The following is a 21496-nucleotide window of genomic DNA, read 5'->3' as shown; positions in this document are numbered from 1 at the left end:
GATAATTAGTGCTGCGGGAAGGTAAGGATAAAAAAGGGTGCTGCAGGAGAATGGGATGGTTTTGCTTTATTAACAACGGGCTAAACGTGTAGTATTTGAGTTCACTGCCGTACAGGCAGCTTAGAAATCGACGGGGTGCGGTAAAACCTTTGCGAACGCGTTCACTGCCGTACAGACAGATAAAATGCGAAAAAAAAGCTCGCACTTTCGTACGAGCTCTTCTTTAAATATGGCGGTGAGGGGGGGATTCGAACCCCCGATACGTTGCCGTATACACACTTTCCAGGCGTGCTCCTTCAGCCACTCGGACACCTCACCAAATTGTTTTGTCGCCTGACCTCATGGGTGGCAACGGGGCGCTACTATAGGGAGTTGGAGTAAAACGGTCAAGAAGAATTTTAATGATAATTATTGTTTGCTCATACTGTAAACAAGTTGTGCAGTATATCTACATCGAGACAAGTTACGGACTTATACTTCCAAAGTACTTCATACATATCACAAAATAAAAAGGCCGGTTAAACCGACCTTTTACTCGTTCTTTCTCTTCGCCCATCAGGCGGTAAAACAATCAGCGACTACGGAAGACAATGCGGCCTTTGCTCAGGTCGTACGGGGTCAGTTCAACAGTCACTTTGTCGCCCGTCAGGATGCGGATGTAGTTTTTGCGCATTTTACCGGAGATGTGTGCAGTAACCACGTGACCGTTTTCTAACTCTACGCGGAACATGGTATTAGGCAACGTTTCAAGAACGGTACCTTGCATTTCAATATTGTCTTCTTTGGCCATCTAATCCTCTGGGGTATCACTACCGTAATTTGAACCGGCAAGATAATGCCGAAGTTCTGTAAATAAGTAAAGATTTGCGCGCTAAATCGCAACAAACAGGTTCGGCACATTACTCCGAAAACACACGGCTAAGCCGCACCAAAAGCGCAACGTATAAGGGAGCGGTGAGATAAACGATGGGCGTTACCTGACGCGAAAAATTCCTTATCGGCAGCGGGGTAATGAGCGTAACCAACTCTGCGACCGCAATTATAACACTCTGGGGAGAAATGTGCCGAAAACATTCATTCTTGTGGTGAAAACAAGCATCGTGGTACCCAGAAATTATTCGGCAATCGTCCGAGGCGCATTTGATTGAGATAATTAAGGTAATCCCGGCGGGGAATTTCGCAGGCACCAAGCGATGCTGTGTGATCGTTAAGGACCTGGCAGTCGATAAGCTTACCGCCATGACCGATAAATTCCTCACAGAATACCAGAAGCGCCGTTTTAGACGCATTTTCCATCCGGCTGAACATGGACTCGCCACAAAATAGCGTTCCCTGGGCCACGCCGTACATACCGCCGACAAGCTCATCTTCACGCCAGACTTCAATGGAGTGGGCATGGCCGAGTTCGTGAAGGCGATGGTAGGCTTCGACCACGCCACGCGTGATCCAGGTTCCTTCTTCGCGATCGCTGGCACAGCCTTCAATGACCTGACCAAAAGCGTAATTCATCGTGACACGATAGGGCGAGCGTTTATGAAATCGCTTCATACTACGGCTGATATGCAGTGATTCTGGCCATAGCACCGCGCGGGGATCGGGCGACCACCAGAGGATGGGGTCGCCTGGAGAAAACCACGGAAAAATACCACGCTGGTAAGCCATTAACAGGCGCGCAGGGCTAAGATCGCCCCCAAGTGCCAGCAGGCCGTTAGGCTCACGTAATGCGCCTTCCGGGGAAGGGAAGGCTATTGAATGGCGAGAAAGCTGAACCAGGCGCATGACCGCAAAACTCCACGCAAGTCGGATCGTTCAATAATAGCTTACAAACCCTGCTTGAACTGGTAATAACGCCCCTGTCTGGCAAGCAGCTCTGCGTGAGTACCTTGCTCAATAATTTGCCCGTTGTCCATCACTATTATTTGTTGGAAACGAGAGAGTCCGCGAAGTCGATGGGTGACCATTAACACCGTTTTCTCACGCATCATTTCTGCAAGCAATTCAAGGATCTGGCTTTCGGTTGTGGCATCTAAGCCTTCGGTAGGTTCATCCAGCAACACCAGTGGCGCATCATGTAACAGCGCACGGGCGATAGCCAGACGGCGCAGTTCACCACCGGAGAGCTGGCGTCCGCCTTCACCTAACCAACTGTTGAGACCTGCATCCTCGAGCAGCTTCTCCAGACCAACGCGACGCAAGATCTCCGACAGAGCCTCATCACTACTGCCAGGCGAGGCGAGTAACAGATTATCACGCAGCGTGGCGCTAAACAGATGCACTCGCTGAGGAACAACGCTGATGGTCTGTCGTAGAGCCGCTTCATTCAGGCTGGCTATGGGGCTATCGTTAAGCAAAATCTCGCCCTGTTGCGGGTCCCAAGCGCGGGTCAGCAGTTGTAACAGTGTTGATTTGCCGCATCCGGTTCGCCCGAGAATCGCAATATGTTCCCCGGCGTTTACCTGAAGAGAAATCCCTTTAAGTGCCTGTTGGGATTGCTCCGGATAAGTGAACTGAACATCCCGTAATGTCAGCGAAACGCGATCGGCAACACGAGTTTGGGTATCAGGGAAGGTGACTTCCGGTTTTTGATCCGTTAAATCAGTGATCCGAACGGCAGAGGCAATGACTTGCCCCAGATGCTGAAATGCACCCGTTACTGGTGCCAGTGCTTCAAACGCGGCTAACGCGCAGAAGACAAACAGGGCAATTAACGCGCCGGGTTGAGCATTGCCGCCAACGCCGCCAGACGCCATCCACAGCATCAGGATCACCGCTAACGCGCCAATGAGTAGCATTATCGCTTGCGACAATGCGGTCAGTTCAGATTGACGGCGTTGCGCTTCCAGCCATTGAATTTCTGTATTCTCTAGTTGCGTGCGATAACGATCGCTGGCACCAAAAATGGTCAGCTCAGCTTGCCCTTGCAGCCAGGCCGTCAGTTGTTGGCGATACTGCCCGCGAAGATGAGTCAGATTTTGCCCGGTGCTTTTTCCCGCACGATAAAACAGCGGTGGCATCAGGAAAAGCGTCAGTAACATAATGCCGCCCAGCGTAAAGGCGAGGGTGAAATCAAGGAAACTTAACCCGATTGTCACCACCATAATCACCACAAAAGCGCCCACCAGCGGCGAGATAACGCGCAGATAAAGATGATCGAGCGTATCAACATCCGCCACCACGCGATTGAGCAATTCGCCCTGACGATAGCGCGCCAGTCCGGCAGGGGAGAGGGGCAGCAATTTGCTGAAGGTGTAAATGCGCAGATGCTGCAACACGCGGAAAGTCGCGTCGTGACTTACCAGACGTTCAAAATAACGCCCGGCAGTACGGGTGATTGCTGCGCCACGCACGCCCGCAGCGGGTAGCATATAGTTGAAGCTGTACAGTCCGGCAACCCCCGCAACCGCTGAGGCCGAGAGGAACCAGCCGGAAAGTGTCAACAGACCGATACTGGCGAGCAGCGTGACAATTGCCAGCACGATACCAAGACTTAACATCCATTTATGACGTTTATACAGTGCCAGATAGGGTAGCAAAGCGCGCATTTAAATCTCCTCCTGACGATGGGCCAGTAATGTGGCGAATGGGCCACCAGCCACACTTAATTCCGCGTAACGTCCTTGCTCAATAATCCGGCCATCCTGCATAACCCAAATGACATCCCACTCAGCAAGATCTTCTAACTGGTGGGTGACCATTAACGTTGTCTGGCGCAGAGAGGCGGCATTCAGCGCCTCCATTACGCGCTGTTCACTGTGAGCATCAAGGCTGGCAGCGGGTTCATCCAACAGTAATAGCGAACAGGGATTTAGTAACGCACGGGCCACCGCCACGCGCTGCGCCTGCCCCACGGAAAGGCGGGCAGCCTGGTCGCCAACAGGTGTATCAACGCCTTGTGGCAGGAGCGGTAGAAACTCGCTGACCCAGGCGTTATCCAGCGCTGCTTGTAATTCTTGTTCGCTGGCATCAGGTCGCGCCAGTAGTACGTTATCCCGCAATGTTGCTGCCGGTAATTGTGGGTTTTGCCCAACCCAGGAGAGATGTTTACGCCATGATTCTGGTGATAAATCGCGTAATTCTATCCCGTTGATTCGTAATGATCCCTGATATGAGAGAAAACCAGAAAGCGCGTTCAGCAGTGAGCTTTTACCTGAACCGCTGCGACCAACCAACACTGCACGTTGGCCTGCTGGCAAAGTAAAGTTCAGCGGTCCGGCCAGCGTTTTACCTTCCGGCGACGTGATAAACAGATCCTCGGCCTCAATGGTCACCGGATCGGTCGATGCTAATTCCACCTCGCCACGCTGCGGATGGGCGAGCGGGGTTTCCATAAACGTTTTCAGACTGTCAGCTGCACCAACAGCCTGGGCTTTAGCATGATAAAACGTACCGAGATCGCGCAATGGCTGGAAAAACTCTGGCGCAAGGATCAGGGCCAGAAAACCCGCAGCCAGCGTCACACCGGTATCGTAGTGACCAAAATCCAGCTCGCCGAGATAGGAAAAACCAAAGTAGACCGCCACCAGAGCAATTGACAGCGAGGTAAAAAATTCGAGAATGCCGGAGGATAAAAACGCCAGCCGTAGCACTTCCATTGTCCGTTGGCGGAAATCTTCCGAAGCAGAACGAATACTTTCAATTTCAGCTTCACCACGACCAAAAATACGCAATGTTTCCATGCCGCGCAGGCGATCGAGGAAATGCCCACTTAAGCGAGCAAGAGCGAGAAAGTTACGCCGGTTAGCATCGGCAGCCCCCATCCCAACCAGCGCCATAAACAACGGAATTAACGGTGCTGTGCCCAGCAGAATGAGCGCCGCAGCCCAGTTAGAGGGGAAGATCGCCACCACAATCAGCAACGGCACCGACACTGCCAGCGCCATTTGCGGCAGGTAGCGTGCATAGTAATCATGCATATCGTCAATTTGCTCGAGTACCAACGTCGCCCAGCTCCCCGCAGGTTTACCCTGAATCCACGCTGGCCCTGCTTGTTGCAGACGGTCGAGAACCTGACGGCGGATGGCAAAGCGGATATGCTGCCCGGCGTGATAACCCACCCGTTCGCGTAACCAGACCACCCATGCGCGCAGTACAAAGGTCAGAACCAGTAACGTAAAGGGAAGCAGCAGGGCTTCACGGGGAATATTCTCCATAATCATATGTTGCAGAATTCGCGCCATGAACCAGGCCTGGGCAATGATCAATATGCCGCTTACAAAGCCCAGCAGACGAGAAATATTCAGCCAACGTTGGGAGATGACGCTTTGCTGTTTTAACCAGCGGGTTAACTCTTTTTGACGGGATTTATTCATTGCACGCTTAGCAGGTGAGTTATCAGAATTATTTGCAGAGCAATGTTACAACGGGGAAAAAATAAAGGCGACCCATAGTCGCATGGTGTCGCCTTCTTTACTTTTGTTACTGATTTGTAAAATTATTTTGCGTCAGCTAAACCATCGAGGTAGCGTTCCGCATCAAGTGCTGCCATGCAGCCTGTACCGGCCGAAGTAATGGCCTGACGATAAATATGATCCATCACGTCACCCGCGGCAAAGACGCCAGGGATGCTGGTCTGGGTGGCATTACCATGAATACCCGACTGCACTTTGATGTAGCCGTTTTCCAGTTCCAGCTGCCCTTCGAAAATGGCAGTATTCGGGCTGTGACCGATAGCAACAAACAGACCAGCAACGTCGAGTGACTCGATGTTATCGCTGTTTTGCGTATCGCGCAGACGAACGCCAGTGACACCCATTTGATCGCCGGTCACTTCTTCCAGCGTACGGTTGGTGTGCAGAATGATGTTGCCGTTCTCCACTTTATCCATCAGACGCTTAATAAGGATTTTTTCCGCGCGGAAACCGTCACGGCGGTGAATCAGATGCACTTCCGAAGCGATGTTAGACAGATACAGCGCCTCTTCAACCGCGGTATTGCCGCCGCCGATGACCGCAACTTTCTGGTTGCGATAGAAGAAACCGTCGCAGGTTGCACAAGCAGAAACCCCACGGCCTTTAAAGGCTTCTTCAGAGGGCAGGCCGAGATAGCGTGCAGAAGCTCCGGTGGCAATAATCAGCGCGTCGCAAGTGTATTCGCCGTTATCGCCATTCAGACGGAACGGACGGTTTTGCAGATCCACCTTGTTGATATGATCAAAAATGATCTCAGTTTCAAACTTGGTGGCATGTTCGTGCATGCGCTCCATTAATAACGGACCGGTCAGATCGTTTGGATCGCCAGGCCAGTTTTCCACTTCCGTGGTGGTGGTCAGTTGGCCGCCTTTTTCCATGCCGGTAATCAGCACAGGTTGCAGGTTGGCGCGCGCCGCGTAGACAGCAGCGGTGTATCCCGCCGGGCCTGAACCCAGGATAAGCAGTTTACTGTGTTTGGTCGTGCCCATGAGATCCCCATAGTTGTTGGCAGACAATGGGCAGGATTGTAGGGAATTTACAGACGTAAAAAAAGAGTATGACGATTTTGTTAACAATTTGTGCAATCGGCAGCATCGATAAGCAGGTCAAATTCTCCCGTCATTATCACCTCTGCTACTTAAATTTCCCGCTTTATAAGCCGATTAAATGATGAATAAACGCCCCTGTTAATGAATATCTGGCATGTTGTACTAAAAATCGATGTTTTGCTTTGACAATCCCCTGGTGTTTTGCGAAAACATTCGAGGAAGAAAAAAAACAGTATTCTTATATGCGCATAACCATGCATGTAAATACCATGTTTACCGTGCTAGTGAAATCTACGTATGGCGTGGACAGACGCCATTCGTGATGTCGATAGCTGCCACAAGGCAACGGTCTTCTCACCGTAGACCCAGGCATTGCGCGCCGTGAATCTTCATGATTTCGGTCTATCGTGACGGGTAGCGACTCTGAACAGTGATGTTTCAGGGTCAGACAGGAGTAGGGAAGGAATACAGAGAGACAATAATAATGGTAGATAGCAAGAAGCGCCCTGGCAAAGATCTCGACCGTATCGATCGTAACATTCTTAATGAGTTGCAAAAGGATGGGCGTATTTCTAACGTCGAGCTTTCTAAACGTGTGGGACTTTCCCCAACGCCGTGCCTTGAGCGTGTGCGTCGGCTGGAAAGACAAGGGTTTATTCAGGGCTATACGGCGCTGCTTAACCCCCATTATCTGGATGCATCACTTCTGGTATTCGTTGAGATTACTCTGAATCGTGGCGCACCGGATGTGTTTGAACAATTCAATACCGCTGTACAAAAACTTGAAGAAATTCAGGAGTGTCATTTAGTATCTGGTGATTTCGACTACCTGTTGAAAACACGCGTGCCGGATATGTCAGCTTACCGTAAGTTGCTGGGGGAAACCCTGCTGCGTCTGCCTGGCGTCAATGACACACGGACATACGTTGTTATGGAAGAAGTCAAGCAGAGTAATCGTCTGGTTATTAAGACGCGCTAACACGGAACAGGTGCAAAATCGGCGTATTTTGATTACACTCCTGTTAATCCATACAGCAACAGTACTGGGGTAACCTGGTACTGTTGTCCGTTTTAGCATCGGGCAGGAAAAGCCTGTAACCTGGAGAGCCTTTCTTGAGCCAGGAATACACTGAAGACAAAGAAGTCACATTGACAAAGTTAAGTAGCGGCCGTCGCCTTCTGGAAGCGTTGCTGATCCTTATTGTCCTGTTTGCCGTCTGGTTGATGGCTGCCTTACTAAGCTTTAACCCTTCGGACCCCAGCTGGTCGCAAACGGCCTGGCATGAACCTATCCATAATTTAGGTGGGATGCCCGGTGCGTGGCTGGCAGATACGCTGTTCTTTATTTTTGGCGTGATGGCTTACACCATTCCCGTCATTATTGTCGGCGGTTGTTGGTTTGCCTGGCGTCATCAGTCCAGTGACGAATACATTGATTATTTTGCCGTTTCGCTACGCATCATTGGCGTTTTGGCGCTCATCCTTACCTCCTGTGGTCTGGCGGCAATCAACGCTGACGATATCTGGTATTTTGCCTCCGGTGGCGTCATTGGCAGCTTACTAAGCACTACGCTACAACCACTGCTACACAGTAGCGGGGGAACTATTGCGCTGCTCTGCGTTTGGGCTGCGGGCCTGACGCTGTTCACCGGTTGGTCATGGGTGACCATTGCTGAAAAACTCGGCGGCTGGATTTTAAACATTCTCACCTTCGCCAGTAATCGTACCCGTCGCGATGATACCTGGGTCGATGAAGATGAATATGAAGATGACGAAGAGTATGAAGATGAAAACCACGGCAAACAGCATGAATCGCGCCGTGCCCGTATTCTTCGCGGCGCGCTAGCGCGTCGTAAACGGTTGGCGGAAAAATTCATTAATCCGATGGGGCGGCAAACAGACGCTGCGTTGTTCTCCGGTAAGCGGATGGATGATGACGAAGAGATTATCTACACTGCACGCGGTGTGGCTGCCGACCCGGACGACGTCCTATTTTCGGGCAATCGTGCAACGCAGCCAGAATATGACGAATACGATCCATTATTAAACGGTGCGCCAATTACCGAACCTGTCGCTGTAGCAGCTGCTGCTACCACGGCGACACAAAGCTGGGCTGCGCCGGTTGAACCTGTGACTCAGACGCCGCCTGTTGCCTCTGTTGATGTTCCACCTTCGCAACCTACAGTAGCCTGGCAGCCTGTACCGGGTCCACAAACGGGAGAGCCGGTTATTGCTCCTGCACCGGAAGGTTACCCACAGCAGTCACAATATGCGCAGCCTGCAGTGCAATATAATGAGCCGCTGCAACAACCAGTACAGCCGCAGCAGCCGTATTATGCACCTGCAGCTGAACAACCTGCGCAACAACCTTACTACGCTCCTGCGGCGGAACAACCTGTTCAGCAACCGTATTACGCAACTGCGCCGGAACAGCCTGCACAACAGCCGTATTACGCCCCTGCGCCAGAACAACCGGTGGCAGGTAACGCCTGGCAAGCCGAAGAGCAGCAATCCACTTTTGCTCCACAGTCTACATACCAGACTGAGCAAACTTATCAGCAACCAGCCGCTCAGGAGCCGTTGTACCAACAGCCGCAATCCGTTGAACAGCAGCCTGTTGTGGAGCCTGAACCCGTTGTAGAAGAGACAAAACCCGCGCGTCCGCCGCTTTACTATTTTGAAGAAGTGGAAGAGAAGCGAGCCCGTGAACGTGAACAACTTGCGGCCTGGTATCAACCGATTCCAGAACCGGTTAAAGAACCAGAACCGATCAAATCTTCGTTGAAAGCGCCTTCTGTTGCAGCAGTACCTCCAGTAGAAGCCGCTGCCGCTGTTTCTCCGCTGGCATCTGGCGTGAAAAAAGCGACACTGGCGACGGGGGCTGCCGCAACCGTTGCCGCGCCAGTCTTCAGTCTGGCAAATAGCGGTGGACCGCGTCCGCAAGTCAAAGAGGGGATTGGCCCGCAGTTGCCACGACCGAAACGTATCCGCGTGCCAACTCGTCGTGAACTGGCGTCTTACGGTATTAAGCTGCCCTCACAGCGTGCGGCGGAAGAGAAAGCCCGTGAAGCCCAGCGCAATCAGTATGATTCTGGCGATCAGTATAACGATGATGAAATCGATGCGATGCAGCAGGATGAACTGGCACGTCAGTTCGCCCAGACACAGCAGCAACGCTATGGCGAACAGTATCAACATGATGTGCCCGTAAACGCAGAAGATGCAGATGCTGCGGCAGAGGCTGAACTGGCTCGTCAGTTTGCGCAAACTCAACAACAACGTTATTCCGGCGAACAACCGGCTGGGGCGAATCCGTTCTCGCTGGATGATTTTGAATTTTCGCCAATGAAAGCGTTGCTGGATGATGGTCCACACGAACCGTTGTTTACGCCAATTGTTGAACCTGTACAGCAGCCGCAACAACCGGTTGCACCGCAGCAGCAGTATCAGCAGCCGCAACAACCAGTTCCGCCACAGCAGCAATATCAGCAGCCGCAACAGCCGGTTGCGCCGCAGCCGCAGTATCAGCAGCCACAATATCAGCAGCCGCAACAACCGGTTGCGCCACAGCCGCAATATCAGCAGCCGCAACAACCAGTTGCGCCGCAGCCGCAGTATCAACAGCCGCAACAACCGGTTGCACCGCAGCAGCAGGATACCCTGCTTCATCCGCTGTTGATGCGTAATGGCGACAGCCGTCCGTTGCATAAACCGACGACGCCGCTGCCTTCTCTGGATTTGCTGACACCGCCGCCGAGCGAAGTGGAGCCGGTAGATACCTTTGCGCTTGAACAAATGGCTCGCCTGGTGGAAGCGCGTCTGGCTGATTTCCGTATTAAAGCCGATGTCGTCAATTACTCTCCGGGGCCGGTTATCACTCGCTTTGAACTTAACCTGGCTCCTGGCGTAAAAGCGGCGCGCATTTCTAACTTGTCACGGGACCTTGCCCGTTCACTTTCGACGGTGGCGGTGCGTGTCGTTGAAGTTATTCCTGGCAAACCCTATGTAGGTCTGGAGTTACCAAATAAAAAACGACAAACCGTTTATCTGCGCGAAGTTTTGGATAACGCCAAATTCCGCGATAATCCGTCGCCATTAACCGTGGTGCTGGGTAAAGATATCGCCGGTGAGCCGGTGGTTGCCGATCTGGCGAAAATGCCGCACTTGTTGGTTGCGGGGACTACCGGTTCCGGTAAATCTGTCGGTGTGAACGCGATGATCCTGAGCATGCTTTATAAAGCACAGCCAGAAGATGTGCGTTTCATCATGATCGACCCGAAAATGCTGGAGCTTTCGGTTTATGAAGGCATTCCGCATCTGTTAACAGAAGTCGTTACTGATATGAAAGATGCCGCCAACGCGCTGCGCTGGTGTGTTAACGAGATGGAGCGTCGGTATAAACTGATGTCTGCGCTGGGTGTGCGTAATCTGGCGGGTTATAACGAAAAAATTGCTGAAGCCGATCGCATGATGCGTCCGATTCCAGACCCGTACTGGAAGCCGGGTGACAGTATGGATGCCCAGCATCCGGTGCTGAAAAAAGAACCATACATTGTGGTGTTGGTTGACGAATTTGCCGACCTGATGATGACGGTAGGTAAAAAAGTGGAAGAGCTGATAGCACGTCTGGCGCAAAAAGCCCGTGCCGCGGGTATCCACCTCGTACTGGCAACTCAGCGTCCATCGGTTGATGTTATTACTGGTCTGATTAAAGCGAATATTCCGACCCGTATCGCCTTTACCGTATCCAGTAAGATTGACTCACGTACCATTCTTGATCAGGCTGGCGCGGAATCACTGCTGGGGATGGGGGATATGCTCTACTCTGGGCCGAACTCCACGTTGCCGGTACGTGTCCATGGTGCTTTTGTTCGCGATCAGGAAGTTCATGCCGTGGTGCAGGACTGGAAAGCGCGTGGTCGCCCACAGTATGTTGATGGCATCACTTCCGACAGTGAAAGCGAAGGTGGCGCGGGCGGTTTCGATGGCGCTGAAGAACTGGATCCGTTGTTCGATCAGGCGGTGCAGTTTGTCACTGAAAAACGCAAAGCGTCAATTTCTGGCGTACAGCGTCAGTTCCGCATTGGTTATAACCGTGCAGCGCGTATTATCGAACAGATGGAAGCGCAGGGGATTGTCAGCGAACAGGGGCACAACGGTAATCGTGAAGTGCTGGCCCCACCGCCGTTTGACTAATTAATGCATTGCCGGATAAGGCGCGGTAGCGTCGCATCCGGCACTCTATCAACTGAAAATTCAGTATTTTCTTCTTTCCTCAAGCTGATTATTAGCCTGGAATAGAGAGTAGAGGGAACTCCCGATCGGGAGTGACGTAATTTGAGGAATAATGATGAAAAAAATTGCCATCACCTGTGCATTACTCTCAAGCTTAGTAGCAAGCAGCGTTTGGGCTGATGCCGCAAGCGATCTGAAAAGCCGCCTGGATAAAGTCAGCAGCTTCCACGCCAGCTTCACACAAAAAGTGACTGACGGTAGCGGCGCGGCGGTGCAGGAAGGTCAGGGCGATCTGTGGGTGAAACGTCCAAACTTATTCAACTGGCATATGACACAACCTGATGAAAGCATTCTGGTTTCTGACGGTAAAACACTGTGGTTCTATAACCCGTTCGTTGAGCAAGCTACGGCAACCTGGCTGAAAGATGCCACCGGTAATACGCCGTTTATGCTGATTGCCCGCAACCAGTCCAGCGACTGGCAGCAGTACAATATCAAACAGAATGGCGATGACTTTGTCCTGACGCCGAAAGCCAGCAATGGCAATCTGAAGCAGTTCACCATTAACGTGGGACGTGATGGCACAATCCATCAGTTTAGCGCGGTGGAGCAGGACGATCAGCGCAGCAGTTATCAACTGAAATCCCAGCAAAATGGGGCTGTGGATGCAGCGAAATTTACCTTCACCCCGCCGCAAGGCGTCACGGTAGATGATCAACGTAAGTAGAGGCACCTGAGTGAGCAATCTGTCGCTCGATTTTTCGGATAATACTTTTCAACCTCTGGCCGCGCGTATGCGGCCAGAAAATTTAGCACAGTATATCGGCCAGCAACATTTGCTGGCTGCGGGGAAGCCGTTGCCGCGCGCTATCGAAGCCGGGCATTTACATTCTATGATCCTCTGGGGGCCACCGGGTACCGGCAAAACAACCCTCGCTGAAGTGATTGCCCGCTATGCGAACGCTGATGTGGAACGTATTTCTGCCGTCACCTCTGGCGTGAAAGAAATTCGCGAGGCGATCGAGCGCGCCCGGCAAAATCGCAATGCAGGTCGCCGCACTATTCTTTTTGTTGATGAAGTTCACCGTTTCAACAAAAGCCAGCAGGATGCATTTCTGCCACATATTGAAGACGGCACCATCACTTTTATTGGCGCAACCACTGAAAACCCGTCGTTTGAGCTTAATTCGGCACTGCTTTCCCGTGCCCGTGTCTATCTATTGAAATCCCTGAGTACAGAGGATATTGAGCAAGTACTAACTCAGGCGATGGAAGACAAAACCCGTGGCTATGGTGGTCAGGATATTGTTCTGCCAGATCAAACACGACGCGCCATTGCTGAACTGGTGAATGGCGACGCGCGCCGGGCGTTAAATACGCTGGAAATGATGGCGGATATGGCCGAAGTCGATGATAGCGGTAAGCGGGTCCTGAAGCCTGAATTACTGACCGAAATCGCAGGTGAACGTAGCGCCCGCTTTGATAACAAAGGCGATCGCTTTTACGATCTGATTTCCGCACTGCATAAGTCGGTACGTGGTAGCGCACCCGATGCGGCGCTCTACTGGTATGCGCGAATTATTACCGCCGGTGGCGATCCGTTATATGTCGCGCGTCGTTGCCTGGCAATTGCTTCCGAAGATGTCGGCAATGCCGACCCACGGGCGATGCAGGTGGCAATTGCGGCCTGGGATTGCTTTACTCGCGTTGGCCCGGCGGAAGGTGAACGCGCCATTGCTCAGGCGATTGTTTACCTGGCCTGCGCGCCAAAAAGCAACGCTGTCTACACTGCGTTTAAAGCCGCGCTGGCGGATGCTCGCGAACGTCCGGATTATGACGTGCCGGTTCATTTGCGTAATGCGCCGACGAAATTAATGAAGGAAATGGGCTACGGGCAGGAATATCGTTACGCTCATGATGAAGCAAACGCTTATGCTGCCGGTGAGGTTTACTTCCCGCCGGAAATAGCACAAACACGCTATTATTTCCCGACAAACAGGGGCCTTGAAGGCAAGATTGGCGAAAAGCTCGCCTGGCTGGCTGAACAGGATCAAAATAGCCCCATAAAACGCTACCGTTAATGTTATCGTTGCGGTAATGTTGTTACTGTATCCCTGTGGTCGCAGGCTGTGGCCACATCTCCCATTTAATTCGATAAGCACAGGATAAGCATGCTCGATCCCAATCTGCTGCGTAATGAGCCAGACGCAGTCGCTGAAAAACTGGCACGCCGGGGCTTTAAGCTGGATGTAGATAAGCTGGGCGCTCTTGAAGAGCGTCGTAAAGTATTGCAGGTCAAAACGGAAAACCTGCAAGCGGAGCGTAACTCCCGATCGAAATCCATTGGCCAGGCGAAAGCGCGCGGGGAAGATATCGAGCCTTTACGTCTGGAAGTGAACAAACTGGGCGAAGAGCTGGATGCAGCAAAAGCCGAGCTGGATGCTTTACAGGCTGAAATTCGCGATATCGCGCTGACCATCCCTAACCTGCCTGCAGATGAAGTGCCGGTAGGTAAAGACGAAAATGACAACGTCGAAGTCAGCCGCTGGGGCACCCCGCGTGAGTTTGACTTTGAAGTTCGTGACCATGTGACGCTGGGTGAAATGCACTCTGGCCTCGACTTTGCAGCCGCAGTTAAGCTGACCGGTTCCCGCTTTGTGGTAATGAAAGGGCAGATTGCTCGCATGCACCGCGCACTGTCGCAGTTTATGCTGGATCTGCATACCGAACAGCATGGCTACAGTGAGAACTATGTTCCGTACCTGGTTAACCAGGACACGCTGTACGGTACGGGTCAGCTGCCGAAATTTGCTGGCGATCTGTTCCATACTCGTCCGCTGGAAGAAGAAGCAGACACCAGTAACTATGCGCTGATCCCAACGGCAGAAGTTCCGCTGACTAACCTGGTGCGCGGTGAAATCATCGATGAAGATGATCTGCCAATTAAGATGACCGCCCACACCCCATGCTTCCGTTCTGAAGCCGGTTCATATGGTCGTGACACCCGTGGTCTGATCCGTATGCACCAGTTCGACAAAGTTGAAATGGTGCAGATCGTGCGCCCGGAAGACTCAATGGCGGCGCTGGAAGAGATGACTGGTCATGCAGAAAAAGTCCTGCAGTTGCTGGGCCTGCCGTACCGTAAAATCATCCTTTGCACTGGCGACATGGGCTTTGGCGCTTGCAAAACTTACGACCTGGAAGTATGGATCCCGGCACAGAACACCTACCGTGAGATCTCTTCCTGCTCCAACGTTTGGGATTTCCAGGCACGTCGTATGCAGGCACGTTGTCGCAGCAAGTCGGACAAGAAAACCCGTCTGGTTCATACCCTGAACGGTTCTGGTCTGGCTGTTGGTCGTACGCTGGTTGCGGTTATGGAAAACTATCAGCAGGCTGATGGTCGTATTGAAGTACCAGAAGTTCTGCGTCCGTATATGAACGGACTGGAATATATTGGCTAATACCCAATTTTTCTGAATCTAAAAAGCGCCTGCGGGCGCTTTTTTTGTCTCCCTTTGATACCGAACAATAATTACTCCTCACTTACACGTAATACTACTTTCGAGTGAAAATCTACCTATCTCTTTGATTTTCAAATTATTCGATGTATACAAGCCTATATAGCGAACTGCTATAGAAATAATTACACAATACGGTTTGTTACTGGAATCAATCGTGAGCAAGCTTGAGTGAGCCATTATGAAAACGAAAATCCCTGATGCGGTATTGGCTGCTGAGGTGAGTCGCCGTGGTTTGGTAAAAACGACAGCGATCGGCGGCCTGGCAATGGCCAGCAGCGCATTAACATTACCTTTTAGTCGGATTGCGCACGCTGTCGATAGCGCCATTCCAACAAAATCAGACGAAAAGGTTATCTGGAGCGCCTGTACAGTTAACTGTGGTAGTCGCTGCCCGCTACGTATGCACGTCGTGGACGGTGAAATCAAATATGTCGAAACGGACAATACCGGCGATGACAATTACGACGGCCTGCACCAGGTTCGCGCCTGTCTGCGTGGGCGTTCCATGCGTCGCCGTGTCTACAATCCGGACCGCCTGAAATATCCGATGAAACGAGTCGGGGCGCGCGGTGAAGGCAAATTCGAGCGCATTAGCTGGGAAGAAGCCTACGACATCATCGCGACCAATATGCAGCGCCTGATCAAAGAGTACGGCAACGAGTCTATCTATCTGAACTATGGCACCGGTACGCTGGGCGGCACCATGACCCGCTCCTGGCCGCCGGGAAATACCCTGGTCGCGCGCCTGATGAACTGCTGCGGCGGTTATCTTAACCATTACGGTGACTACTCTTCTGCGCAAATTGCGGAAGGTTTGAACTATACCTACGGCGGCTGGGCAGATGGTAACAGCCCGTCGGATATCGAAAACAGTAAATTGGTAGTGCTGTTTGGTAATAACCCAGGCGAAACGCGAATGAGTGGCGGTGGGGTGACTTACTATCTTGAACAGGCACGCCAGAAATCTAATGCCCGCATGATCATCATCGATCCGCGCTATACCGACACCGGTGCCGGGCGCGAAGATGAGTGGATCCCTATTCGTCCGGGAACAGATGCCGCACTGGTTAACGGTCTGGCGTACGTCATGATCACTGAAAACCTGGTGGATCAGGCATTCCTCGATAAATATTGCGTTGGCTACGATGAGAAAACCCTGCCAGCCAGTGCGCCGAAAAATGGCCACTATAAAGCTTATATTCTGGGTGAAGGGCCAGATGGCGTGGCTAAAACACCGCAATGGGCCTCACAAATCACCGGTGTTCCGGCAGACAAAATCATCAAACTGGCTCGTGAAATCGGCAGTACCAAACCGGCGTTTATCAGCCAGGGATGGGGCCCGCAGCGTCACGCTAACGGTGAAATCGCAACCCGTGCTATCTCGATGCTGGCGATTCTGACCGGTAACGTTGGTATTAACGGAGGCAACAGCGGCGCGCGTGAAGGTTCATACAGCTTACCGTTTGTCCGTATGCCGACCTTGGAAAACCCGATCCAGACCAGCATTTCGATGTTTATGTGGACCGATGCCATTGAACGTGGCCCGGAAATGACGGCGCTGCGTGATGGTGTACGCGGGAAAGATAAGCTGGATGTGCCGATCAAAATGATCTGGAACTATGCCGGTAACTGCCTGATTAACCAGCATTCTGAAATCAACCGTACCCATGAAATCCTTCAGGATGATAAGAAGTGCGAGCTGATTGTGGTTATCGACTGCCACATGACCTCATCGGCGAAATATGCTGACATCCTGCTGCCTGACTGCACCGCTTCCGAACAGATGGACTTTGCACTGGATGCATCCTGCGGGAATATGTCTTACGTGATTTTCAACGATCAGGTGATTAAACCGCGCTTTGAATGTAAGACCATCTATGAAATGACCAGCGAACTGGCAAAACGTCTTGGCGTTGAGCAACAGTTTACTGAAGGCCGTACCCAGGAAGAGTGGATGCGGCATCTGTATGCCCAGTCGCGGGAAGCGATTCCTGAACTGCCAACGTTTGAAGAGTTCCGCAAGCAGGGGATCTTTAAAAAGCGCGACCCACAAGGGCATCACGTTGCTTATAAAGCCTTCCGTGAAGATCCGCAGGCAAACCCACTGACTACGCCATCGGGCAAAATTGAGATTTATTCGCAGGCGCTGGCTGACATTGCCGCTACCTGGGAATTGCCAGAAGGCGATGTGATCGATCCACTGCCGATCTACACGCCGGGCTTTGAAAGTTATCAGGATCCGCTGAACAAACAGTATCCGCTGCAGCTTACGGGTTTCCACTATAAATCTCGCGTTCACTCAACTTACGGCAACGTTGATGTGCTGAAAGCAGCTTGCCGTCAGGAAATGTGGATCAACCCGCTTGATGCGCAAAAACGCGGTATCAACAACGGCGATAAAGTCAGGATCTTTAACGATCGTGGTGAGGTTCATATTGAGGCGAAAGTGACGCCACGAATGATGCCGGGTGTGGTCGCACTGGGTGAAGGTGCCTGGTATGACCCGGATACAAAACGTGTCGATAAGGGCGGTTGTATCAACGTACTGACCACTCAACGTCCGTCTCCTCTCGCTAAGGGGAATCCGTCACATACAAACCTTGTTCAGGTTGAAAAGGTGTAAGGAGTAACCGATGACAACCCAGTATGGATTTTTTATTGATTCCAGCCGTTGCACCGGTTGCAAAACCTGCGAGCTGGCCTGTAAAGACTACAAAGATTTGACGCCAGAAGTCAGCTTCCGCCGCATTTATGAATATGCTGGCGGCGACTGGCAGGAAGATAACGGTGTCTGGCACCAGAACGTGTTTGCCTACTATCTGTCGATTTCATGTAACCACTGCGAAGATCCGGCTTGTACTAAAGTCTGCCCGAGCGGTGCGATGCATAAACGTGAAGATGGTTTTGTTGTGGTCGATGAAGATGTGTGCATTGGCTGCCGCTACTGCCATATGGCTTGCCCGTATGGCGCACCGCAATATAACGAAACGAAAGGCCATATGACCAAATGCGATGGTTGTTATGACCGTGTTGCGGAGGGTAAAAAGCCGATCTGTGTTGAATCTTGTCCGCTGCGGGCGCTGGATTTCGGCCCTATCGACGAGCTGCGTAAAAAACATGGCGATCTGGCGGCCGTTGCGCCGTTGCCGCGAGCTCACTTTACCAAACCGAATATTGTGATCAAACCCAATGCCAATAGCCGCCCGACCGGGGATACCACTGGCTATCTGGCAAACCCGAAGGAGGTGTGAGATGGGAAGTGGATGGCATGAATGGCCGCTGATGATCTTCACGGTCTTCGGGCAATGTGTAGCAGGTGGTTTTATCGTTCTGGCTTTGGCGCTGCTCAAAGGCGACCTGCGAGCAGAAGCCCAGCAGCGTGTTATCGCCTGCATGTTTGGTTTATGGGTGCTGATGGGCATTGGCTTTATCGCCTCTATGCTCCATCTTGGTTCACCAATGCGCGCTTTTAACTCGCTCAACCGGGTAGGGGCTTCAGCACTCAGTAACGAAATCGCCAGCGGTTCGATCTTTTTTGCCGTAGGCGGCATCGGCTGGTTGCTGGCAATGCTGAAAAAGCTGTCACCGGCATTGCGTACGCTGTGGCTGATAGTGACGATGGTTCTTGGCGTCATCTTTGTCTGGATGATGGTGCGTGTGTATAACAGCATTGATACCGTTCCGACCTGGTACAGCATCTGGACGCCGATGGGCTTCTTCCTGACGATGTTTATGGGCGGCCCGTTACTGGGTTACCTGTTGTTGAGTCTGGCTGGCGTCGATGGCTGGGCGATGCGTCTGCTGCCAGCCATTTCTGTACTGGCACTGGTGGTGAGTGGCGTGATGTCAGTGATGCAGGGCACAGAGCTGGCAACTATTCATAGTTCTGTGCAGCAGGCCGCAGCGCTGGTGCCGGACTATGGTGCGCTGATGTCCTGGCGGATCGTGCTTTTGGCCGTTGCCCTGTGCTTGTGGATTGCACCACAGCTAAAAGGTTATCAGCCTGCGGTTCCGCTACTATCCGTCTCATTCATTCTGCTTCTGGCAGGGGAATTAATCGGTCGCGGCGTATTCTATGGTTTGCATATGACCGTGGGGATGGCCGTCGCAAGCTAATCAGTAACAACCGGGGTTTCGGCCCCGGTTCTCTTTTATTTCTGCTTCGTTAACGTGTCATAACTGGTCATCAAATTACGATAATCAGGAATATGGTTAGAGAACAACGTCGCCAGTCCTTCAATATCATTACGCCAGTCACGGTGCAGCTCGCACGCCACGCCGAACCATGTCATCAATTGCGCACCTGCTTGCGACATGCGATCCCATGCCGAATGCCGGGTAATTTCATTAAAGGTCCCTGACGCGTCAGTCACAACAAAGACATCAAACCCTTCTTCAATGGCTGAAAGCGCCGGGAATGCCACGCAAACTTCGGTTACCACACCGGCAATAATTAACTGTTTTTTACCTGTCGCTTTGACTGCTTTTACAAAATCTTCGTTATCCCAGGCGTTAATATTTCCCGGGCGAGCAATGTAAGGTGCATCGGGGAATTGTGCTTTCAGTTCTGGAACTAATGGACCGTTAGGACCGGTTTCAAAACTGGTGGTAAGAATAGTAGGTAAGTTGAAATACTTAGCCAGGTCACCCAGCGCCAGCACGTTATTTTTAAACTTATCGGGTTCGATATCCCGTACAAGGGAAAGTAAACCAGCCTGATGATCAACAAGCAAAACGGCAGCATCATTTTTATCAAGACGAACATACGGTTTGGTCATCCTCTTCTCCTTTCGAGAGTCAGTGGTACGTCTGAAATCGGTCAGACGTGATGCATTGCTCTGAAAGCATAGACGGGAAATATGAGTTTGCTGTGACCATGAAATTTTTCGACTGAACGAAGCGTATGAAATTTGTGTTAGATCAATAAAAACAATCAGATGAGATTAATCATCTCTTCAGCATTAGCGTTATGAATGAGTAATATAAATCGATAATACCGCCGCTGCGATATGCGCGTATTTTCACCCATTGACAATGTTTTTGGCGGTGGCATGATGCGCATGAAATTTGAACTTCCTCACGGTTTTAATTCATGTCCACGTATACCCGGCCTGTCATGCTTTTGCTGTCTGGCCTGCTTTTGTTGACTCTGGCGATCGCGGTGTTAAATACACTCGTGCCGCTTTGGCTCGCCCAGGAACACATGTCCACATGGCAGGTAGGCGTTGTCAGCTCATCCTATTTTACCGGCAACCTTGTCGGTACATTGCTGACAGGGTATGTCATTAAGCGCATTGGCTTTAACCGCAGCTATTATCTGGCCTCCTTCATTTTTGCCGCTGGCTGTGCCGGCCTTGGCCTGATGATTGGATTCTGGAGCTGGTTGGCTTGGCGTTTTGTCGCGGGCGTCGGCTGTGCCATGATTTGGGTGGTTGTTGAGAGCGCGCTGATGTGCAGTGGGACGTCACGTAACCGTGGGCGTTTGCTTGCTGCGTATATGATGGTTTATTACGTGGGAACGTTTTTAGGCCAGTTACTGGTCAGCAAAGTTTCAACCGAGCTGATGTCCGTATTGCCGTGGGTTACAGGTTTGACGTTGGCAGGGATCTTACCGCTGTTGTTTACGCGTGTGCTGAATCAGCAGGCTGAAAACCATGATTCGACGTCAATTACGTCAATGCTAAAACTCCGTCAGGCGCGGCTTGGCGTGAATGGCTGCATTATCTCAGGAATCGTTCTGGGATCTCTATATGGCCTGATGCCGCTGTACCTCAATCACAAAGGGGTGAGCAATGCCAGCATTGGTTTCTGGATGGCGGTACTGGTCAGTGCGGGTATCCTTGGACAATGGCCGATTGGACGTCTGGCGGATAAGTTTGGTCGACTGCTGGTGTTGCGTGTTCAGGTCTTTGTCGTCATTCTCGGCAGTATCGCGATGCTTAGCCAGGCGGCGATGGCCCCAGCGTTATTCATCCTCGGTGCCGCTGGCTTTACGCTATATCCGGTGGCGATGGCATGGGCTTGCGAGAAAGTTGAACATCATCAACTGGTGGCGATGAACCAGGCCTTACTGTTGAGTTATACTGTGGGAAGTCTGCTTGGCCCGTCATTTACCGCTATGCTAATGCAGAATTTCTCCGATAATTTATTGTTTATCATGATCGCCAGCGTATCGTTTATCTATTTGCTGATGCTGCTGCGCAACGCCGGTCATACGCCGAAACCCGTTGCTCACGTGTAAATGAATTCAAGCAGAGTGTGAACTTACTGTTTCACACTC

General features: G+C 51.7%; 15 protein-coding genes and 1 tRNA gene. 9 read left to right on the top strand and 7 right to left on the bottom strand.

Annotation, left to right across the window (positions count from 1 at the left end; all coding sequences use genetic code 11):
• Positions 1-230: 230 nt before the first annotated feature.
• The 6 genes from E0D98_RS07760 to trxB all read right to left on the bottom strand — a co-directional run bounded on the left by E0D98_RS07760 (position 231) and on the right by trxB (position 6397).
• Positions 231-318 (bottom strand) — tRNA-Ser (locus E0D98_RS07760).
• A 253-nt stretch (positions 319-571) separates the two neighbouring features.
• Positions 572-790, bottom strand: coding sequence for a translation initiation factor IF-1 (gene infA, locus E0D98_RS07755; RefSeq protein ID WP_001040187.1), 219 nt, complete (start codon positions 788-790; stop codon positions 572-574).
• Between the two features lie 284 nt (positions 791-1074).
• Positions 1075-1779 (bottom strand): leucyl/phenylalanyl-tRNA--protein transferase, encoded by a 705-nt coding sequence (gene aat, locus E0D98_RS07750; RefSeq protein WP_001241678.1) that lies wholly within the window; start codon positions 1777-1779, stop codon positions 1075-1077.
• Positions 1780-1820: 41 nt separating this feature from the next.
• On the bottom strand, positions 1821-3542 hold the full coding sequence (cydC, locus tag E0D98_RS07745; RefSeq protein ID WP_001202189.1) for a cysteine/glutathione ABC transporter ATP-binding protein/permease CydC: 1722 nt from the start codon (positions 3540-3542) through the stop codon (positions 1821-1823).
• A complete protein-coding gene (gene cydD, locus E0D98_RS07740) occupies positions 3543-5309 on the bottom strand; it encodes a cysteine/glutathione ABC transporter permease/ATP-binding protein CydD (protein ID WP_001043620.1) in 1767 nt (588 codons plus the stop codon).
• Positions 5310-5431: 122 nt separating this feature from the next.
• Positions 5432-6397 carry a thioredoxin-disulfide reductase gene (gene trxB, locus E0D98_RS07735; protein WP_000537418.1) on the bottom strand — a complete coding sequence of 322 codons (966 nt, stop codon included), beginning with the start codon at positions 6395-6397 and terminating at the stop codon, positions 5432-5434.
• A 544-nt stretch (positions 6398-6941) separates the two neighbouring features.
• Between trxB and lrp the strand changes: the two genes are divergently transcribed.
• The 8 genes from lrp (at position 6942) to dmsC (ending at position 19332) form a co-directional block, all read left to right on the top strand.
• Positions 6942-7436 (top strand): leucine-responsive transcriptional regulator Lrp, encoded by a 495-nt coding sequence (gene lrp, locus E0D98_RS07730; protein WP_000228473.1) that lies wholly within the window; start codon positions 6942-6944, stop codon positions 7434-7436.
• 134 nt (positions 7437-7570) lie between these two features.
• Positions 7571-11653 carry a DNA translocase FtsK gene (gene ftsK, locus E0D98_RS07725; RefSeq protein ID WP_047089277.1) on the top strand — a complete coding sequence of 1361 codons (4083 nt, stop codon included), beginning with the start codon at positions 7571-7573 and terminating at the stop codon, positions 11651-11653.
• Between the two features lie 154 nt (positions 11654-11807).
• Positions 11808-12419 carry an outer membrane lipoprotein chaperone LolA gene (lolA, locus tag E0D98_RS07720; protein WP_001295343.1) on the top strand — a complete coding sequence of 204 codons (612 nt, stop codon included), beginning with the start codon at positions 11808-11810 and terminating at the stop codon, positions 12417-12419.
• 10 nt (positions 12420-12429) lie between these two features.
• Positions 12430-13773, top strand: coding sequence for a replication-associated recombination protein RarA (gene rarA / locus E0D98_RS07715; protein WP_050877183.1), 1344 nt, complete (start codon positions 12430-12432; stop codon positions 13771-13773).
• 90 nt (positions 13774-13863) lie between these two features.
• Positions 13864-15156 (top strand): serine--tRNA ligase, encoded by a 1293-nt coding sequence (gene serS, locus E0D98_RS07710; RefSeq protein ID WP_000886683.1) that lies wholly within the window; start codon positions 13864-13866, stop codon positions 15154-15156.
• A gap of 238 nt (positions 15157-15394) precedes the next feature.
• Positions 15395-17839: a dimethylsulfoxide reductase subunit A gene (gene dmsA, locus E0D98_RS07705; protein WP_000850317.1), complete on the top strand. Its 2445-nt coding sequence runs from the start codon at positions 15395-15397 to the stop codon at positions 17837-17839.
• A 10-nt stretch (positions 17840-17849) separates the two neighbouring features.
• Complete coding sequence (gene dmsB / locus E0D98_RS07700; protein WP_000213098.1) at positions 17850-18467, top strand: dimethylsulfoxide reductase iron-sulfur subunit DmsB; 618 nt, start codon at positions 17850-17852, stop codon at positions 18465-18467.
• 1 nt (position 18468) lies between these two features.
• A complete protein-coding gene (dmsC, locus tag E0D98_RS07695) occupies positions 18469-19332 on the top strand; it encodes a dimethyl sulfoxide reductase anchor subunit DmsC (protein ID WP_000534635.1) in 864 nt (287 codons plus the stop codon).
• A 35-nt stretch (positions 19333-19367) separates the two neighbouring features.
• Here dmsC and ycaC read toward each other — a convergent pair whose 3' ends face one another.
• Positions 19368-19994, bottom strand: a complete 627-nt coding sequence (gene ycaC, locus E0D98_RS07690; protein ID WP_000165876.1) for an isochorismate family cysteine hydrolase YcaC — start codon at positions 19992-19994, stop codon at positions 19368-19370.
• A gap of 314 nt (positions 19995-20308) precedes the next feature.
• On the opposite strand from ycaC, the gene E0D98_RS07685 reads away from it, so the two are divergent.
• Positions 20309-21457 (top strand): MFS transporter, encoded by a 1149-nt coding sequence (locus tag E0D98_RS07685; protein ID WP_000109295.1) that lies wholly within the window; start codon positions 20309-20311, stop codon positions 21455-21457.
• Positions 21458-21496 lie beyond the last annotated feature (39 nt).

The sequence above is a fragment of the Escherichia sp. KCJ4928 genome (genome assembly GCF_004352695.1).
Classification (GTDB): domain Bacteria; phylum Pseudomonadota; class Gammaproteobacteria; order Enterobacterales; family Enterobacteriaceae; genus ECMA0423.
The sequence above is the reverse complement of the archived record's forward strand: the minus strand, read 5'-3'. Positions and strand labels throughout refer to the sequence as shown.

What these genes read in the sequence shown, in the direction of transcription:
- trxB (WP_000537418.1), bottom strand. Translation starts at nt 6,397, where the DNA reads ATGGGCACGACCAAACACAGTAAACTGCTTATCCTGGGTTCAGGCCCG.
- cydC (WP_001202189.1), bottom strand. Translation starts at nt 3,542, where the DNA reads ATGCGCGCTTTGCTACCCTATCTGGCACTGTATAAACGTCATAAATGG.
- aat (WP_001241678.1), bottom strand. Translation starts at nt 1,779, where the DNA reads ATGCGCCTGGTTCAGCTTTCTCGCCATTCAATAGCCTTCCCTTCCCCG.
- lrp (WP_000228473.1), top strand. Translation starts at nt 6,942, where the DNA reads ATGGTAGATAGCAAGAAGCGCCCTGGCAAAGATCTCGACCGTATCGAT.
- dmsA (WP_000850317.1), top strand. Translation starts at nt 15,395, where the DNA reads ATGAAAACGAAAATCCCTGATGCGGTATTGGCTGCTGAGGTGAGTCGC.
- lolA (WP_001295343.1), top strand. Translation starts at nt 11,808, where the DNA reads ATGAAAAAAATTGCCATCACCTGTGCATTACTCTCAAGCTTAGTAGCA.
- E0D98_RS07685 (WP_000109295.1), top strand. Translation starts at nt 20,309, where the DNA reads ATGTCCACGTATACCCGGCCTGTCATGCTTTTGCTGTCTGGCCTGCTT.
- ycaC (WP_000165876.1), bottom strand. Translation starts at nt 19,994, where the DNA reads ATGACCAAACCGTATGTTCGTCTTGATAAAAATGATGCTGCCGTTTTG.
- dmsC (WP_000534635.1), top strand. Translation starts at nt 18,469, where the DNA reads ATGGGAAGTGGATGGCATGAATGGCCGCTGATGATCTTCACGGTCTTC.
- infA (WP_001040187.1), bottom strand. Translation starts at nt 790, where the DNA reads ATGGCCAAAGAAGACAATATTGAAATGCAAGGTACCGTTCTTGAAACG.
- serS (WP_000886683.1), top strand. Translation starts at nt 13,864, where the DNA reads ATGCTCGATCCCAATCTGCTGCGTAATGAGCCAGACGCAGTCGCTGAA.
- dmsB (WP_000213098.1), top strand. Translation starts at nt 17,850, where the DNA reads ATGACAACCCAGTATGGATTTTTTATTGATTCCAGCCGTTGCACCGGT.
- cydD (WP_001043620.1), bottom strand. Translation starts at nt 5,309, where the DNA reads ATGAATAAATCCCGTCAAAAAGAGTTAACCCGCTGGTTAAAACAGCAA.